This is a genomic window from Clavibacter sp. VKM Ac-2872 (genome assembly GCF_015351105.1).
Classification (GTDB): domain Bacteria; phylum Actinomycetota; class Actinomycetes; order Actinomycetales; family Microbacteriaceae; genus Clavibacter.
Genome location: NZ_JADKRR010000001.1, coordinates 1437225 through 1453830, shown reverse-complemented (window position 1 = coordinate 1453830; position 16606 = coordinate 1437225). Strand labels below are relative to the sequence as shown.

General features: G+C 73.1%; 16 protein-coding genes. 3 read left to right on the top strand and 13 right to left on the bottom strand.

What is annotated here, in order from left to right:
* Nucleotides 1-151 precede the first annotated feature (151 nt).
* Entirely contained in the window at nucleotides 152-1924 is a 1773-nt protein-coding gene (locus ITJ40_RS06935; RefSeq protein ID WP_194666345.1) for a hypothetical protein, read from the top strand.
* A gap of 29 nt (nucleotides 1925-1953) precedes the next feature.
* The gene (locus ITJ40_RS06930; RefSeq protein ID WP_194666344.1) at nucleotides 1954-3012 is read left to right on the top strand and encodes an AI-2E family transporter; all 1059 of its coding nucleotides are present in this window, start codon (nucleotides 1954-1956) and stop codon (nucleotides 3010-3012) included.
* 15 nt (nucleotides 3013-3027) lie between these two features.
* Here ITJ40_RS06930 and ITJ40_RS06925 read toward each other — a convergent pair whose 3' ends face one another.
* From ITJ40_RS06925 to ITJ40_RS06875, 11 genes are all read right to left on the bottom strand, one after another.
* A complete protein-coding gene (locus ITJ40_RS06925; protein WP_194666343.1) occupies nucleotides 3028-3762 on the bottom strand; it encodes an alpha/beta hydrolase in 735 nt (244 codons plus the stop codon).
* Nucleotides 3759-4055, bottom strand: a complete 297-nt coding sequence (locus tag ITJ40_RS06920) for a hypothetical protein (RefSeq protein WP_194633172.1) — start codon at nucleotides 4053-4055, stop codon at nucleotides 3759-3761. Before ITJ40_RS06920 ends, ITJ40_RS06925 begins: the two co-directional genes overlap by 4 nt.
* Before the next feature lie 35 nt (nucleotides 4056-4090).
* Nucleotides 4091-5821: a sodium:proton antiporter gene (locus tag ITJ40_RS06915; protein ID WP_194666342.1), complete on the bottom strand. Its 1731-nt coding sequence runs from the start codon at nucleotides 5819-5821 to the stop codon at nucleotides 4091-4093.
* Between the two features lie 70 nt (nucleotides 5822-5891).
* The gene (locus tag ITJ40_RS06910; protein WP_370532008.1) at nucleotides 5892-6506 is read right to left on the bottom strand and encodes a transglycosylase SLT domain-containing protein; all 615 of its coding nucleotides are present in this window, start codon (nucleotides 6504-6506) and stop codon (nucleotides 5892-5894) included.
* Nucleotides 6507-6698: 192 nt separating this feature from the next.
* A complete protein-coding gene (locus tag ITJ40_RS06905) occupies nucleotides 6699-7244 on the bottom strand; it encodes a DivIVA domain-containing protein (protein WP_194666340.1) in 546 nt (181 codons plus the stop codon).
* 10 nt (nucleotides 7245-7254) lie between these two features.
* A complete protein-coding gene (locus ITJ40_RS06900) occupies nucleotides 7255-8295 on the bottom strand; it encodes a phosphatidate cytidylyltransferase (protein WP_194666339.1) in 1041 nt (346 codons plus the stop codon).
* Nucleotides 8296-8814, bottom strand: a complete 519-nt coding sequence (gene frr, locus ITJ40_RS06895) for a ribosome recycling factor (RefSeq protein WP_045929184.1) — start codon at nucleotides 8812-8814, stop codon at nucleotides 8296-8298. It lies immediately after the preceding gene.
* A 151-nt stretch (nucleotides 8815-8965) separates the two neighbouring features.
* Complete coding sequence (pyrH, locus tag ITJ40_RS06890) at nucleotides 8966-9682, bottom strand: UMP kinase (protein ID WP_194666338.1); 717 nt, start codon at nucleotides 9680-9682, stop codon at nucleotides 8966-8968.
* Nucleotides 9683-9837: 155 nt separating this feature from the next.
* Nucleotides 9838-10665 carry a translation elongation factor Ts gene (tsf, locus tag ITJ40_RS06885; protein ID WP_116055107.1) on the bottom strand — a complete coding sequence of 276 codons (828 nt, stop codon included), beginning with the start codon at nucleotides 10663-10665 and terminating at the stop codon, nucleotides 9838-9840.
* A gap of 109 nt (nucleotides 10666-10774) precedes the next feature.
* Complete coding sequence (gene rpsB, locus ITJ40_RS06880) at nucleotides 10775-11722, bottom strand: 30S ribosomal protein S2 (protein ID WP_194666337.1); 948 nt, start codon at nucleotides 11720-11722, stop codon at nucleotides 10775-10777.
* A 233-nt stretch (nucleotides 11723-11955) separates the two neighbouring features.
* Nucleotides 11956-13416, bottom strand: a complete 1461-nt coding sequence (locus ITJ40_RS06875) for a sugar porter family MFS transporter (RefSeq protein WP_370532007.1) — start codon at nucleotides 13414-13416, stop codon at nucleotides 11956-11958.
* Nucleotides 13417-13581: 165 nt separating this feature from the next.
* Between ITJ40_RS06875 and ITJ40_RS06870 the strand changes: the two genes are divergently transcribed.
* Nucleotides 13582-14085, top strand: coding sequence for a peptidoglycan DD-metalloendopeptidase family protein (locus tag ITJ40_RS06870; protein WP_370532006.1), 504 nt, complete (start codon nucleotides 13582-13584; stop codon nucleotides 14083-14085).
* A gap of 67 nt (nucleotides 14086-14152) precedes the next feature.
* On the opposite strand, the gene ITJ40_RS06865 is transcribed toward ITJ40_RS06870, so the two are convergent.
* Nucleotides 14153-15130: a tyrosine recombinase XerC gene (locus ITJ40_RS06865; RefSeq protein WP_370532030.1), complete on the bottom strand. Its 978-nt coding sequence runs from the start codon at nucleotides 15128-15130 to the stop codon at nucleotides 14153-14155.
* A gap of 92 nt (nucleotides 15131-15222) precedes the next feature.
* Nucleotides 15223-16470 (bottom strand): DNA-processing protein DprA, encoded by a 1248-nt coding sequence (gene dprA, locus ITJ40_RS06860; RefSeq protein WP_370532005.1) that lies wholly within the window; start codon nucleotides 16468-16470, stop codon nucleotides 15223-15225.
* Between the last annotated feature and the right edge of the window lie 136 nt (nucleotides 16471-16606).

Sequence of the window (16606 nt, the reverse complement as noted above, 5' to 3'; positions counted from 1 at the left end):
ACATCGAAGGATACCGGACGACCCTGGGAGCCCCTGCCCCCGGCGCCGCCGGCGACGGGAGACGGACCGGGTCGCCGGCCCCCGACTCGGTAGGATCGGCTCCTGCTGCGCCCCGCCCGGCGTCCGCGAGCCGCCCGCGAAGGAGTCCCCCGTGCCCCACGACGACACGCCGTTCAGCCCCGCCATGCGCGGCTACAACCGCGACGAGGTCGACCGGGCCGTCGCCGACCTGCGCCGCGAGCTCATCCGCTCGAACCAGCAGGGCGCGGAGCTGCGCGCCGAGGCCGAGCGCCTCCGCCGCAGCGAGCAGGAGCTGCGCGACGAGCTGGATGAGGTCGGCAGCCCCACGTTCGCCGGTCTCGGCAGCCGGCTCGAGGCCACACTGCGCGTCGCGGAGGAGCAGTCGACGCGACTGGTCGCGCAGGCGGACGCCGACGCGGCCCGGCTCCGTCGGGCCACGCAGGAGGAGACGGACGCGCAGCGCGCCGAGGCCGAGGCGACCGCCCGCCACCTCGTCGACTCCGCGCGGGCAGAGGCCGCGCAGATCCTCGACGCCGCCCGGCGGGAGGCGGACGACCTGCACGAGCGCGCCGACGATCGCGCCGAGGGCCTGCGCAGCGACGCCGAGCGCGAGGCCGCGGCCCTCCTCCTCCGGACGCGCACCGAGGTGGCTGACCTCCGCGCCACCGCGGAGCGGGACACCGACTCCCAGCGCGCCGAGGCGGCCCGCGAGGTCGCCGAGCTGCGCGCGCGGGTCGATCGCGAGACCGACGAGGCCCGCCGCGACGCCGCCGACCTCGCCCGCGACACGGTCCTCGCCCGCGGCGCCCTCGAGCGCGAGCTCGCCGACGCGCGGGCCCGGCACGACGAGTCCGTCGCGGAGGAGCGCGCCGAGCTCGACCGCGACGTGCGGGAGACGGAGGAGCGCCTGCGGCTCGACGAGGAGAGCCGCCGCATCGCCCTCGCCCAGCTCGACGAGCAGACCCGCGCCGACCTCGACCGCGAGATCGAGCAGGCCCGCACCGACTGGGACCGCGAGCTGCAGGCGTCGCGCGACGACTTCGACCGTCGGATCCACGCCGAGCGCACGGCCTTCGACCGCGACGTCGAGGAGACCCGCGCCTCCCTCGAACGTGAGATCGCCGAGACGCGCGAGGCGCTCGAGCTGGAGCTGGCGACCGCGCGGGGGGACCTCGCCCGCGACGTCGACGAGGCCCGCACCGACCTCGCGCGCGACATCGCCCAGGGCACCGAGAGCCTGGAGCGCGAGACCCGTGCGACGCGCGCGCAGCTCGAGCTCGAGGCCGTCACCGCCCGGGCGGCGCTCGAGCGGGAGATCGCCGAGGCAGAGGCCCTGGAGGCCGACCGTCGGGAGGCCGAGCGCCTCCGCCTCGAGCGGGAGACGGCCGAGACCCGGCGCGAGATCCACGCCGAGGCCGACCAGGCGCGCCTCATGCTCAGCCGCGAGATCGAGCAGGGCCACCTCGACCTCGACGCCGAGATCACCGCCCGCCGCGACCACGACGCCCGCGACGCGGCCGAACGCCAGCGCGAGGCCGCCGAACGCACCGCCGCCTACCTCGGGGAGGCGGAGGCACGGCTGCAGGAGGTGACGGCGCTGCTCGCCTCCACGCGCGAGGAGGCGGAGGCGCTCGCGGTCGAGAGCCGCGACTCCGCGCGCAAGGTGCGGGAGGACGCCGACCACGACGCACGCGCCGCCATCGCCGACGCCGAGCGCCGCGCCCGCGAGACCGTGGCGGACGCGGAGCGCCGCGCCCGCGAGGCCGTCGCCGACGCGGAGGAGCGCCTCGACCGGATTAGGATCGAGCGCGAGGCGGTGGCCGCGTACCTCGAGAACGTCCGCGGCGTGCTGACCCAGGCGGACGACACCTCTTCCGACGACGACCCCCGCACCGCGCGCTGAGCGCGCGCCGACTCGGAAGCCCTCACGACGTGAAGATCCAGAATCCCTACCGCCTCGGTCTCCTCGCCGGCCTCGGCGTCCTCACCGCCCTCGTCATCGGCGGCGCGCTCGTGTCGCTCGGCACCGTCCTCACCTACGTGGGCACGGCCATCTTCCTGGCCCTCGGCATCGACCCGCTCGTCACGTTCCTCGAGCGCAAGGGCGTTCCCCGCCCGGTCGCCATCCTCGTCATCTTCCTGGTGCTGCTCGGCTCCCTCGCGGGCGTGCTGCTGACGGTCGTCCCCGTCGTCGTGAACCAGGCGAGCGCCCTCGTCACGCAGATCGTCCAGTACGCGCAGAGCGTGAGCGGCGACCAGTTCATCGAGAACCTGCAGTCGTTCGTCCCGCGCGAGGTCTTCGACGTGCAGACCGGCGCGGACCAGCTCGTGCAGTACCTCTCCAACGCCTCCAACGTCGCGACCATCACGGGCAACGTCATCACCGTCGCCTTCACCATCGGCAACTTCCTCTTCGGCCTGGTGATCGTCGTGATCCTCACGATGTACTTCACGGCCTCGCTCAACTCGTTCAAGAGCGGCCTCTACAAGCTCGTGCCGGCCACGCGCCGCGCGCGCTTCGCCGACATCTCCGAGCAGATCACGCAGTCGGTCGGCCGCTACGTCATGGGCCAGGTGGGCCTCGCGCTCTGCAACGGCGTGCTGAGCTTCATCTACCTCAGCATCGTGGGGGCGGCGCTGCCCGCGGTGCTGGCGTTCATCGCGTTCCTGTTCTCGCTGCTGCCGCTCGTGGGCACGGTCACCGGCTCGGCGCTCATCGTGCTCGCCCAGATCGTCCTGCTGCCGGAGTCGATGAACACGTGGATCGCCGTGGCGATCTACTACCTCGTCTACATGCAGATCGAGGCGTACGTGCTGAGCCCGAACATCATGAATCGGGCGGTCAAGGTGCCCGGCGTCGTGGTCGTCATCGCGGCGCTCACGGGCGGCACCCTGCTCGGCGTGCTCGGCGCCCTCATCGCGGTCCCCGTGGCCGCGGCGGTGCTGCTGATCATCCGCCAGGTCGCGGTCCCGCTGCAGAACGAGCGCTGACCGCCTCACGGGGGATCAGCGCGCGGTCGGCCACTCGGTCGGCAGCGGCAGCGCGGCGGGCGCGACGGTCCGCACGATCTCGGTGAGGACGCGGGAGACCTGCGCCTCCCCCACCCACAGGTGCTTGGCGCCGTCAACGGCGATGAGCTCCGCTTCTGGGACGGACGCGAAGCGCTCGCGCGCCTCGGTCGGCCGCAGGAAGTCGTCGTGCTCGGGCACGAGGATCACCAGGCGGCGCGGATCGCCGTGCCACGCGGCTACCTCGTCGGCCGTCGCGCGATGCAGCGGCGGCGAGAGGAGGATGGCGCCCTCGACAGGGTGGGCCCGGCCGTGCTTCAGCGCGATCTCCGTGCCGAAGGACCAGCCGACGATCCACGGCGCGGGCAGGCCGCGCGCGGCCACGAGGTCCATGGCGGCGGCGAGGTCGAGCCGCTCCGCGTCCCCGCCGTCGAAGGCGCCCTCGCTCGTCCCCCGGGCGGACGTCGTCCCGCGCGTGTTGAAGCGGAGGACCGCGATCCCGGCCATGGCAGGCAGACGGAGGGCCGCCTTCCGCAGCACGTGCGAGTCCATGAACCCGCCTGCCGTCGGAAGCGGGTGCAGCGTCACGAGCGTCGCGACCGGATCCCGATCCGCGGGCAGCGCGAGCTCCCCCACGAGGCGCAGGCCGTCGGCGGTCGTGAGCTCGACGTCCTCGCGGTGCGCGGGCAGCTCGGTGGAGCTCGTGATGGGGCGGGGTGCGATGTCCGTCATGAGACCTTCCAGCAGTGGGTGTGCCAGTGGCGGCGGGCGGCGAGGTCGCTCTGCTCGCCCATCATGCCGTCGGCGCGCCAGGCCACGACGTGCGCGTGGCCGGGCTCGATGTCGAGGGTGCAGCCGGGGCAGCGGTACACCTTGAGGGCGCGCGCCGCCGAAACGGGCTGCACGTTCCAGACGCGGCCCCGGCGGGTCTCCGTGTGCTGCGAGCCGCTGAGGAGGCGCGTGAGCACGTCCTCGTCGTCGTCCTCGCGCGCGCGTCTCCCCCGGGGTCGATTGCTGCGCGGCATGCTCCGATCCTAGGCGGCGCCCAGCGCGGGTCCGGTCAGCCGGCGTCCGCCTGGCGGCCCAGGCGCGCCTCCTCCTGGTCGAGCATGCGCTGCGCCCGGGCGAGCACGCGGGACGGGTGCTCCCCCGTCCCGCGCGCCTTGAGCAGGGCTGCGCGCTCGGCGTCGAGGACGTGCCGCCGGAGCATCAGGTACACGGCGCGGGGGCTGAGGGGCGCGTCGTCGTCCGCCGCCATGGCATCCGCGCGCTCCGTCACCCACTCGGCCTTCAGCGCCGTGTCACGGCGCACCCGCTCGACGACCTCGTCGTCCACCGTCGTCCCCTCCGGCAGCTGCCGCACGCCGTCGTCGACCGCGCGGATCCCCGCGTCGGCCAGCTCGGAGACGAGCGTCGCGAGCTGCCGCTGGTCCTCGACGGCGTCGCTGCCGCGGATCCCGCTCAGCCGGATGACGACCGGGAGCGTGCCGCCGTTGACGAGCAGCGAGACGATCGCGACCGTGAAGGCGATGAGCACGAGCTGCGCGCGGTACGGCGTGTCGGACGGCAGCGACTGCGCCGCCGCGAGCGTCACGACGCCCCGCATGCCTGCCCACCCGAGCACGAGCCCGCCGCGCCAGCCGAGACCCTGGGAGCGGAGGGCCTGCAGGTCGGCACGGCGTCGACGGAGGATCCGCGCGGCCGCCCGCTCGCGACGCGACGGACGGTCGTCCCCGCGCTCCCGGCGGAGACGTTCGAGTCCGCGGCGCACCCGACGCGTCCGCGCCGCGACGTGCTCCTCGTGACGCCGGAGCCCGAGCAGCAGCGGCACCAGGAAGCCGAAGCGGATGAGGGTCAGCACGACGAGCGTCAGGACCCCGTAGGCGACCGCCGTCCCCACGCCGAGGTCGGCCTCGTGCACCTCGTCGATGATGTCCCGGAGCTCCAGCCCCATCACGAGGAAGACGCCGTTCTCGAGCAGGAAGAGGACGGTCCGCCAGTTCAGCCGCTCGTTGATGCGCGACGGCGCCGACAGGGTCGACGCGCTCCGATGGCCCGACCAGATGCCCGCGGCCACCACCGCGAGCACACCGGACGCACCGACCTCCTCCGCGGGGATGAAGGCCACGAACGGCACCGCGAAGGAGATCGCCGTGTCGAGCACCGGGTCGTCGAGCCGCCGGCGCACCTCGGTGGTGATGATGCCGACGACGACGCCGATCGCGAGGGCGCCCACCGCGGAGAGCACGAAGCCCCCCGCGGCCTGCCAGAGGTCCACGGAGGCACCCACGGCGGCGATGGAGGTGCGCAGGAGCACGAGCGCCGTCGCGTCGTTGACGAGGCCCTCCCCCTCGAGGACGGTCACGAGGCGCGGCGGCAGGCCGAGCCGGCGGGCGATGCTGGTGGCGGCGACGGCGTCGGGCGGGCTGACGACGGCGCCGAGGGCCAGCGCACCGGCGAAGGACAGGTGCGGGAAGAGGGCGTACAGGAGCAGGCCGATCCCGAAGGCGGAGACGAGCACCAGGACCACTGAGAGGCTGACGATCGTGCGCAGGTTGCGCCGGAGGTCCACGAGCGGAACGGTCACGGCCGCCCCGTACAGGAGAGGCGGGAGGACACCGGCGAGGATCAGCTCCGGCGGCACCTCGACGGGTGGCACACCCGGCAGGTACGAGATGCCCACGCCGACCAGGACCAGCACGAGCGGCGTGGCCACCCGGATCCGCCGTGCCAGCAGGGTGACGGCCACGAGGGTCGCGATCCCGGCGACGCCGAGAGCCGCGTAGTCCATGGTCCGAGGCTAGTCCGACGGCACGGGCATCCACCGCCGCATCATGGTGCGGCCGAGGCCGGCGCCGTGCTCAGTACCAGTTCTTGAGGACGCTGTGCGCCTTGGCGCCGCACGGCGAGCCGTAGCGCGAGTCGATGTAGCCGAGGCCCCAGGTGATCTGCGTGGCCGGGTTGGTCTGCCAGTCGGGGCCCGCGGACGCCATCTTGCTGCCGGGCAGGGCCTGCGGGATGCCGTACGCGCCGCTGGGGTTGTAGGCGTTCACCCGCCAGCCGGACTCCTTGGTCCAGAGGTAGTCGAGGCACGCGTACTCGTCGTCGCCCATGCCCTGCGAGGCCAGGATGCTGCGGGCGATGCCCTTGGCGCTCCCGGGATCCGGGATGGCGATGGCGCCGCCACCACCTGATCCGGACGACTTCCCGCCGGAGCCCGACCCGGTCGACGGCGACGCGGTCACGACGGGGGGCGGGGGCGGCGGGGCCGCGACGGACTCGAAGCCGGGCTCGATCTCGACGGCCGTGTCGGCGGTGGTGACCGTGAGGGACTGCGCGTCGGCGCGGGCCAGCTGGGCGACCGTGGCCCGGTACTCCTGGTACTGCGGGTTCGCGACCGCGCCGGACGTGGGATCCACGACGTTGACGAGCATGAACGCGGCAGCCGCGCCGAACGCGATCGTGGGGGCGGCCACGCGCGAGAACGCCGATCGCCGTCGCGGGACGGCCCTCGGCGCGGTGGTGAGCGGCTGGCGAGGAGCGAGGTCGTTCGTGTGTCTACCCATGGCTCCGCACGACTTTACCCATTCGTTACCGGAATGGCGACTCCCGGACCGGATCGGCGGCGTCCTGCCAGGCGGAACCGCTGGGGAGGAGCGGGGATGCGGTCAGCGGACGGCGTTCATGACGTCGATGACGGCGTCCAGCAGCAGGTCGACCTGCGCCTCGCGATAGCCGCCGCGACGCGGGTGGAAGGCCACCGTCCGCACATCCTCGACGCTCATGGGCTTGGTGCCGCGGAAGTACTTGGCGACGCGGTCCGCGAAGCGATCGACCTCGCGGCGGTCGTACCCAGTGGTGAGGAGACCGGCGCGGTCGAAGCGCTCCCCCGCCGGCCGGCTGACCCGGTCCAGGATCTCCTGGGCCGCGCGCCTGGCCTCGGCGTTCCAGGCGTCGGCGCCGACGCGGGCGACCGTGCGGTCGCGCTCCCGGACCGCGAACGCGTCCTCGAGGCGCTCGAGCACCCGGTCGACGGCTGCCGCCGAGTAGCCCCCGCGTCGCATGTCGAAGGACACCCGGCGGATGGTCTCGGAGGTCAGCGAACGGTCGGCCTCGTCGTCGTAGCAGCGGCGCGCGTCGCGCAGGAAGGCGTCGACCTGGTCCGGGTCGTAGCCGCGCTCACGGCGCCCGGCGCTCGGGAAGGTGGTGGTCATCCGGGACATCCTACGAGGAAGCGCCCGTGACGATGAGGAACAGCGCATAGGCCACCGCCGCGGACGGCAGCACCGAGTCGAGGCGGTCGAGGAAGCCGCCGTGGCCCGGCAGCCAGGAGCTGATGTCCTTGACGCCGAGGTCGCGCTTGATGAGCGACTCGGCGAGGTCGCCCAGGGTCGCGGTCACCACGATCACCAGGCCGAGCACGATGCCGAACCACCAGGCCTGCTGGATCATGAACAGCGAGAGCAGGATCCCGGCGACGACCGCCGCGAGGACCGCCCCGGCGAAGCCCTCCCACGTCTTCTTCGGGCTGATCGTGGGCGCCATGGGGTGCTTGCCGAAGTTGAGCCCCGCGACGTAGGCGCCGGTGTCGCAGCAGACCACGAGGATGAGGAACGCGAGGGTCCACCACTCCCCGCCGTCGCCCGCGGTGAGGAGCACGGCGAACGAGCCGAGGAGCCCGACGTAGGCGAGCAGGAAGACGCTCGAGCCGATGTCGCCGACGACCGCACGGGCGGGCGTGCGCCTGGCGGGCAGCGCCTGCTCGACGAGGCGCCAGAGCGCGACGAACACCATGGCTCCGAGCAGCCCCAGCCACTGCCCGTCGGGACGGCCGAAGTACGTGATGGGCATGAGCGCGACGACCGCGATCACCGAGCCCACACGTGGCACGCGGCGACCGGCCTGGCGCAGCGCGGTGGCGAGCTCGTAGGCGGTGAACCCGAGCAGGCCGACGGCGATGATCAAGAACAGCTGCTTGACCACCACGAGGCTGACGAGGACGACCCCGCCGAGGAGGAGGCCGACCGTGACGGCGAAGAGCAGGTTGCGACCCGTCCGGGCGTTGATGCGGTCGTTCGTCGCCTCGAGCGACGCCCGCGTCGCGCGGACCTGCGCCGTGAGGTCGGCGCGCGTCGCCTGCACCTGCGCCTCGAACTCCGCGCGCGTCACGCGTCCGCGGTGGCGGCGGATCCGCGGAGCGCCGTCGGGGCCCGCGGCGGGCGGGACGACGGGCGCCCGCTCGACGGGATCCTCGGGGCTGGCCACCTAGACCTCGAGGAGTTCGGTCTCTTTGCGCTTCAGCGCGTCGTCGACCTGGTCGGTGTGCGTCTTGGTGAGCGCCTCGAGCTCCTTCTCGCCGCGCGCGACCTCGTCGTCGCCGACCTCGCCCTTCAGCGCGTCCAGCTCGTCCTTGGAGCGGCGGCGGATGTTGCGGACGCTGACGCGCCCCTCCTCCGCCTTGCCGCGGACGATCTTGACGAACTCCTTGCGGCGGTCCTCCGTGAGCTCGGGGAGCGTGAGGCGCACCATCTCGCCGTCGTTGCCGACCGTGGCGCTGAGGTTCGGGACGTTGACGAGGGCCTTCTCGATCTCCTTGAGGGCCGTCTTGTCGTAGGGCGTGACGATGAGCGTGCGCGCCTCGGGGTTGTTCATGCTCGCGAGCTGGCCGAGCGGCGTGGGGCTGCCGTAGTACTCGACCATGACCTTCTGGAAGAGGGCGGGGTTCGCGCGGCCCGTGCGCACGCTCCCGAAGTCCTCCTTCACGGCCTCGACGGCCTTGCCCATCCGGTCTCGGGCATCTGCGAGGACTTCGGCGACGGTCACGGGTTCTCCTTCGGTAGCGCGGGCGCGGTGAGCGCCCGGTCGATCTTAACGCGGATGGGGAGGCGCTCCGGCCGCGACGCGGCCCTCGGGTCCGGTGACGGAGCGACTCCCGTCAGTTGGAGACGATGGTGCCGATGCGCTCGCCCCGGATCGCGCGGGTGACGTTGCCGCCCGGCTCCATGCCGAAGACGACCATCCTCATGTCGTTGTCCATGCAGAGGCTGAAGGCGGTCGAGTCGACGACCTTGAGGCCGCGCTGCAGGGCGTCCTGGTACGTGACGGTGTCGAGGAGCGTGGCGGAGGAGTCGGTGCGGGGGTCGCCCGTGTAGACGCCGTCGACGCCGTTCTTCGCGACGAGGACCTCGGTGGCCGAGATCTCGAGGGCGCGCTGGGCCGCCACCGTGTCGGTCGAGAAGTAGGGCAGGCCGGCACCGGCGCCGAAGATCACGATGCGCCCCTTCTCGAGGTGGCGCACGGCGCGGCGCGGGATGTACGGCTCGGCGACCTGGGTCATGGAGATGGCCGACTGGACGCGCGTGGCGGCGCCGGCCTGCTCGAGGAAGTCCTGCAGGGCCAGGGCGTTCATCACCGTGCCGAGCATGCCCATGTAGTCGGCGCGGCCGCGGTCCATGCCGCGCTGCGACAGCTGCGCGCCGCGGAAGAAGTTGCCGCCGCCGACGACGATGGCGACCTCGACGGTCTTCGCGGCCTCCGCGATCTCGCGCGCGAGCGCGCTGACGACGTCCGGGTCCACGCCCATCTGGCCGCCGCCGAACGACTCCCCGGAGAGCTTGAGGAGGACGCGGCGGGTGGTGGTCTGATCGGTCATGTGGCTCTTCCCGTCCTCGCGTTCCGGTCGCCGGATCCGGCCCCGGTCCAATCTACTGTGACGCCCGGCGGGGGCGGCGGCGCATCGCGGCCGCCCGGCCCGGACATGGAGAAGGGAGCCCGGGTCGCAGGCGACCCGGGCTCCCCGTCGTGGTGCTAGGCGCCGACCTTGAAGCGGGCGAAGCCCGTGACCGTGAGGCCAGCGGCCTCGACGACCTTCTTCACGGACTGCTTGTTGTCCTTCGCGTAGTCCTGCTCGAGGAGCGCGACCTGCTTGAAGTAGCCCGTGAGACGACCCTCGATGATCTTCGGCAGGGCGGCCTCGGGCTTGCCCTCGTTGCGCGAGATCTCGGTGACGATCGCGCGCTCGGCCTCGACCTTGTCCGCCGGGACGTCCTCGCGGGCGAGGTACTCCGGGTTGGCGAACGCGATGTGCTGGGCGATGCTGCGCGCGGTCTCCGCGTCCGTGCCGCTGTAGTCGACGACGACGCCGACCTGGGGCGGGAGGTCCTTCGACGTGCGGTGGAGGTAGATCTCCTGGTGCTCGCCGGTGAGGCGGGCGACGCGGCGGAGCGCGATCTTCTCGCCGAGGATCGCGGCCTGGTCGCTGATCAGCTGGTCGACGGTCTGCTCGCCGGCGGGGGCCTGGAGGGCCTCCTCGACGGTGGACGCGCCGGCCGCGACGACGGCGGCCAGGACGGACTCCGACAGCGCGATGAACTTGTCGTTCTTCGCGACGAAGTCGGTCTCGCACGCGAGCTCGATGAGGGTGGCGGCGCCGTCCTTCTCGGACGCGGCGACGAGGCCCTCGGCGGTGGAGCGGTCGCCGCGCTTGGCGTTGCCCTTCTGGCCCTTGAGGCGCAGGATCTCGATGGCCTTCTCGATGTCGCCGTCGGCCTCGACCAGCGCGTTCTTGCTGTCCATCATGCCGGCGCCGAGGCGGTCGCGCAGCTCCTTGACGTCAGCGGCAGTGAAGTTCGCCATGCTCATGGACTCCTTCTGTAGGTGATGATCCGGGGGTGTCCCGGTGGTGAGAGCCCGACGGGCGGGCGCGGAACCCGCGCCCGCCCGTCGGGATGGTGCGTGTGGCGGACTACTCGGGGACCGGAGCCTTCTCGGCGTCGGTCGCCTCGGCCTCGATCTTCGCCTCCGTGGCGTCGTCGGACTCGGGGGCGTGCACGGGGGCGGGGACCTCGTCCTCGGACTTCGCCTCGTTCTTGGCGGAGACCTCGGCGTCGACGTCGTTCTCCTCGACGGGCAGCTCGGCCTTGGCGGCGTCACCCTGCTCGAGCAGCTCACGCTCCCAGTCGGCCAGCGGCTCGGCCGGGGCGGAGCCCTCGGCGTCGGGCTTCTGGTGACGCTGGATGAGGCCCTCGGCGGCGGCGTCGGCGATGATGCGCGTCAGCAGCGCGACGGAGCGGATCGCGTCGTCGTTGCCCGGGATCGGGTACTGGACCTCGTCCGGGTCGCAGTTGGTGTCGAGGATGCCGATGACGGGGATGCCGAGCTTGCGCGCCTCGTCGATCGCGAGGTGCTCCTTCTTGGTGTCCACGACCCACATCGCCGACGGCGTCTTGGTGAGGTTCCGGATGCCGCCGAGGCTCTTCTCCAGCTTGTCGCGCTCGCGACGCTGGATGAGGAGCTCCTTCTTCGTGAAGCCGCGCGTCGTGTCGTCGAAGTCGACGAGGTCGAGCTCCTTGAGGCGGTTGAGGCGCTTGTGCACGGTCTGGAAGTTGGTCAGCAGACCGCCCAGCCAGCGCTGGTTCACGTAGGGCTGGCCGACGCGCTGCGCCTGCTCGGCGATGGACTCCTGCGCCTGCTTCTTCGTGCCGACGAAGAGGATGGTGCCGCCGTGGGCGACCGTCTCCTTGACGAAGTCGTACGCCTTGTCGATGAGGGCCAGCGACTGCTGCAGGTCGATGATGTAGATGCCGGAGCGCTCGGTGAAGATGAAGCGCTTCATCTTCGGGTTCCAGCGCGTCTTCGGGTGACCGAAGTGGACGCCGCAGTCGAGCAGCTGGCGGATGGTGACGACGGCCATGGCCGTACTCCTGTTCCGGCGCGCGCTGTCGCGGCGCGCCTCGTCGGTTCGCTCGGCGGTCGGGACGACCGCTGATCCTGGTGCCCGGCGCGCATCCGCCCCTTCGGCGACAGGGATCATCGCCACGAGGGGACCGAGTGGATGCGGCGGCCTGATGGGCACGCGTAGTCACCCGACCTGGATCGGGTGCTGGTCGATGCTATCACCCGCCGGACGACCGGCGGAGCGGCGGATCAGGCGCGCGCGGCCTTCGTGCGCTTCTTGGGCTTGTCGACGAAGAGGGTCTCCGCCTCCTCCAGCGACATGCCGTTCGTCTCCGGGATCTTCGTGAGCACGAAGACGAAGGACAGCGCGGCGAACGCGGCGTACATGCCGTAGGTGAACGGCAGCGAGAAGGCGGACAGAGCCGGGAACGACACGGTGATGACGAAGTTCGCGATCCACTGGGCCATCGCGGCGACGCCGAGGGCCTTGGCGCGGATCCGGTTCGGGAAGATCTCGCCGAGCAGCACCCAGACGAGCGGACCCCACGAGGCGCCGAAGCCGATGACGAAGACGTTGGCGGCGATGATCGCGATGACGCCGAAGGGCTGCGGCAGGGAGACGTCACCGCCGTCGGTCGTGGACGACTGGCTGAAGCAGATCGCCATCACGGCGAGGGACACCGCCATCGCGAGCGAGCCCGTCAGGAGGATCGGGCGTCGGCCGATGCGGTCGACGAGCGCGATGGCGATGAAGGTCACCGCGACGTTCGTGACCGCGGTGATCACCGACGTCAGCAGCGACTGGTTCTCGTCGAAGCCGACGGCCTGCCAGAGCGTGGTCGAGTAGTAGAAGATCACGTTGATGCCGACGAACTGCTGGAACACGGACAGGATGATGCCGATCCAGACGATGCCCTGGAGGCCCAGCTTGTTCCCGCGCAGCGTCCCGGTGCGCTTGGCGACGCGGTCCTCCTCGATCTGGCGCTCGAGGTCACGGCTCGCGCGGTCGATGTCCTCCTGCTTCCAGACGCTCGCGAGGATCTCCTGCGCCTCGTCCTTGCGGCCCTTCTCGACCAGGAAGCGGGGCGACTCCGGCAGGCGGTACGCGAGGAAGCCGTAGACGATCGCGGGGATGGCGCAGACCAGGAGCATCCAGCGCCAGGCCTCGAGGCCGAACCAGAAGTCCTCAGACGCACCGTCCGCGGCGGCGGCGAACACGGCGTCAGAGAGGAGGGCCGTGAAGATGCCGAGCGTGATCGCGAGCTGCTGCAGCGACGCGAGGCGTCCGCGGAGGAGCTTCGGCGAGATCTCCGCGATGTACGCGGGAGCGACCACGGAGGCGATGCCGATGCCGAGGCCGCCGATGACGCGCCAGATGGTGAGGTCCCAGACGCTGAACGCGAAGCCGGAGCCGAAGGCGCTGATGAAGAAGAAGAACGCGCCGGCGATCATGGTCCAGCGGCGTCCGAAGCGGTCGGCGATCCGGCCCGCGAGGTAGGCGCCGAGCGCGCAGCCGAGGAGCGCGCTGGCCACGGCGAAGCCGATGAGCGTCTCGCTGAGCTCGAAGCGACCCTGGATCGCGGAGACCGCGCCGTTGATGACCGAGGAGTCGAACCCGAACAGGAAGCCGCCCACCGCGGCCGAGACGGCCAGGCCTATCGCGCGTCGCTGGAGCTTCTTGTCATCCCGGGGGGTCGTCGTCTCATTCACAACGGACCACTCTGCCACTTCTCCGCCGCGGCTGGCGCCGGGCGAGGATCCGACGCCGCAGGGGGCATCATGCGCCCGACCGGCGGTCGGCACGCGTCCGCCGGGGAGGGAGGGCGCATGCGCGGCGGGGACGCACGGAGGAGGGCGAGAGCGGCTGCGCTCCTGGTGGGGCTCCTCATCGGGCTGACGATGCCGGGCTCCACGGATCCCGCGACGGCGGACGGCCCGCCCGCGGCGGCGACGGCCACGCCTGCGGCCCGGTGGGCGTGGCCGGTCGATCCGCCGCACGCGATCACGCGCCCGTTCCAGGCGCCGACGACGGCGTACGGACCCGGTCATCGGGGCATCGACATCGCGGCACCGCCCGGTGCCGCGGTCCGCGCTCCCGCGGATGGCACCGTCTCCTTCGCCGGGTTCGTCGTGGACCGCCCGGCCGTGAGCATCCGGCACGCCGACGGGCTCGTGTCGTCCCTCGAGCCCGTGGTCCCGGCGGTCGCGGCGGGCGACGTCGTCGTCGCCGGGCAGGTCGTCGGCACCCTCGCGGCGGAGCCCCGCCACGAGCCGGACGGCGGGCTGCACCTCGGAGCGCGCCTGCACGGCGATTACGTGGATCCCGCCCTGCTGCTCGCCGCCCTGCGGCACGCGGTGCTGCTGCCGCTGGATCCCTGACGCCCGTCGCGGCAGGGCGCCCCGGCGGCAGCAGGCTCTCGGCGTGCCGCCACGCCGCCCGTGCGCGTCAGGCCCGAGGGTGGGCGCCCTCGTAGCTGCGCCGCAGCCGCTCGATGGACACGTGCGTGTAGATCTGCGTGGTCCCGAGGCTGGCGTGGCCGAGCATCTCCTGGACGGTGCGGAGGTCAGCTCCCCCGTCGAGCAGGTGCGTCGCCGCCGTGTGGCGGAGGGCGTGCGGTCCCTGCGGCCCCGACCCCGGGATGTCCGCCAGGACACCGGCGACGAGACCGTAGACGGCGCGTGACCCCAGACGTCCGCCGCGCGCTCCGAGGAACAGCGCCCTCCCGGTCCGCGGGGTGACGAGCGACGGCCGGCCGCGCGTGACGTAGGCGTCGAGCGCCTCGGCGGCGGGGACGCCGAACGGCACGACGCGCTCGCGATCGCCCTTGCCGATGACCCGGACGGTGAGGCGGGAGGCGTCGACGTCGCCGAGGTCGAGGCCCGTGAGCTCGGACACCCGGAGGGCGGATGCGTAGAGCAGCTCGATGGCGGCCAGATCGCGGAGCGCACCCGGGTCGTCTTCCGCCGCGCGCGCGGCGAGGCCGGTGAGGATGGCGGACATCTGCTCCCGCGCCAGCACCCGCGGGAGATGCGCTCCCGCCCGGGGCGCCTTGAGCCGCACGGCCGGATCGGCGTCGACGCGGCCCGTGCGGAGGAGCCACGCGCCGAAGCCCCGGGCGGCGGCCGACCGTCGCGCCAGCGTGGCGGGGGCCAGGCGCGCCTGGGACCCCCGCCACAACCAGTCGCGCAGCACCTCCAGGTCGAGGTCGGCGGACGTCGTGATGCCCTGGCGCGCGGCGTGCGCGGCGAGGTCCCGCAGATCGGCGGAGTACGCCCGCACGGTGTGCGCGGAGCTCCCCCGCTCCCGGTCCAGGGAGGTCGCGAAGGCGGCGATGTCGTCCACGAGCGGCGTGGAGCCGGCCGCACCGGGCGACGGCTTCGTGCGATCCGCGTCGCCATCTGCGTGTCCGCCGCCGACCCGCACCGTGTCCATCCCCGAAGGCTACGTGGATCCACGCGCGACGGGGCGTGCGCACGCCGCGGACACGACCCGGCGCGTCCGCGGTGCCGCTGCCGTCAGCGCGGTCCGGGTCGCCGCACCCAGCCGCCATCCGGACGGGCCACCGCGCCCTCGAGCTCGAGCCTGCCCAGCACGGATGAGGTCTCCGCCACGCCCAGACCCGCGCGTGCCGCGACGTCCGCGGTCTCACGTGCGCGCCGGACCGCCAGCGCGTCGAGCACGCGCACGACGCGCGGATCCGCTCGAGCATCCGTGGAGTCGTCTCCCACCCGGATGCGCTCCGCCGCGCTCGGCGGGACGAGCGACGGCCCATGCGCGGCGTCCGCCGCGCCCGCGCCGCTCCCATCCGGGAGCAGTTGCATGACGTCGTCGGCGGACGTGATGCAGACCGCCGGTGACTCTCGGAGGAGGCGGTGGCACCCCGAGGAGGACACGCTCGTCACCGGGCCGGGCACGGCCCCGAGGGGCCTCTCCAGCGCGACCGCGTGGTTGGCCGTGTTCAAGGACCCGCTGCGCGCCCCTGCCTCGACGACGACGGTGGCCGCGCTCACCGCCGCGATGAGGCGATTGCGCAGGAGGAACCTCCAGCGCGTCGGCGACGCGCCGCACGGCAGCTCGGACACCACGGCCCCGTCCCGTCGCATCCGCCCGAACAGCTCCGCGTGGCCCGACGGGTAGAGACGGTCGACCCCGCCCGCGAGGAACGCCACCGTGCGCCCCGCCGATCCGACGGCCGCCCGGTGCGCGGCGCCGTCGATGCCGTACGCTCCGCCCGAGACGATCGCCACGCCTCGATCCACGAGACCGGCGGCGAGCTCGGCGGTGACGTGCTCGCCGTACCCCGTGGCCGCGCGCGCTCCCACGATCGCCACGGACCTCGGGAGCGCGGCCATCGCGTCCGGCGTTCCCGTGCACCAGAGCACGAGAGGCGCGTGCGACCCCAGGTCGTCCGCGCCCCCGGGCCAGTGGGCATCCCCCGGCACGAGGACGAACGCGCCCACCGCGCGCCCGGCGTGGAGCCGCGCGAGCGCATCGGTCCGCACCACGCGAGGCCGCCATCGCTCCAGCGCGCCGTCGACCTCGCCCGCGAGCGCAGCCCGCCCGTCCGACTCCAGCTCGAGCCCGGCCTCGAGCATCGCCCCGACGATGGCGTCGGCGGAGCAGCCGTCGACGACCGAGGCCAGGGCCGCGCAGGCGCCGAGGACGCCGACGACCGCGCCGGCGACGCGATCACCCGGCTCGGCGATACCGGACCACGTGCACCTCGCCGCCACCTCCTCCGCATCCACATCACGGGCGTCCACGCCGTGCGGTCCGGGGTCGGGACGGAGCCCCGTCACCAGCTCGCCGAGGTCGCGCGCGGACAGCCCCAGGCGGGCGACGGAACGCGCCCGCGCCGGATGCGGTCCGCCGACGCCGCCCCCATGTGCCCGACCGGGC

Coding starts and splice junctions, on each gene's coding strand:
- ITJ40_RS06925 (WP_194666343.1), bottom strand. CDS start 3,762: ATGACGGACATCGCACCCCGCCCCATCACGAGCTCCACCGAGCTGCCC.
- ITJ40_RS06920 (WP_194633172.1), bottom strand. CDS start 4,055: ATGCCGCGCAGCAATCGACCCCGGGGGAGACGCGCGCGCGAGGACGAC.
- ITJ40_RS06915 (WP_194666342.1), bottom strand. CDS start 5,821: ATGGACTACGCGGCTCTCGGCGTCGCCGGGATCGCGACCCTCGTGGCC.
- ITJ40_RS06905 (WP_194666340.1), bottom strand. CDS start 7,244: ATGACCACCACCTTCCCGAGCGCCGGGCGCCGTGAGCGCGGCTACGAC.
- frr (WP_045929184.1), bottom strand. CDS start 8,814: ATGGGCAAGGCCGTCGAGGCCGTGAAGGAGGACTTCGGGAGCGTGCGC.
- pyrH (WP_194666338.1), bottom strand. CDS start 9,682: ATGACCGATCAGACCACCACCCGCCGCGTCCTCCTCAAGCTCTCCGGG.
- tsf (WP_116055107.1), bottom strand. CDS start 10,665: ATGGCGAACTTCACTGCCGCTGACGTCAAGGAGCTGCGCGACCGCCTC.
- rpsB (WP_194666337.1), bottom strand. CDS start 11,722: ATGGCCGTCGTCACCATCCGCCAGCTGCTCGACTGCGGCGTCCACTTC.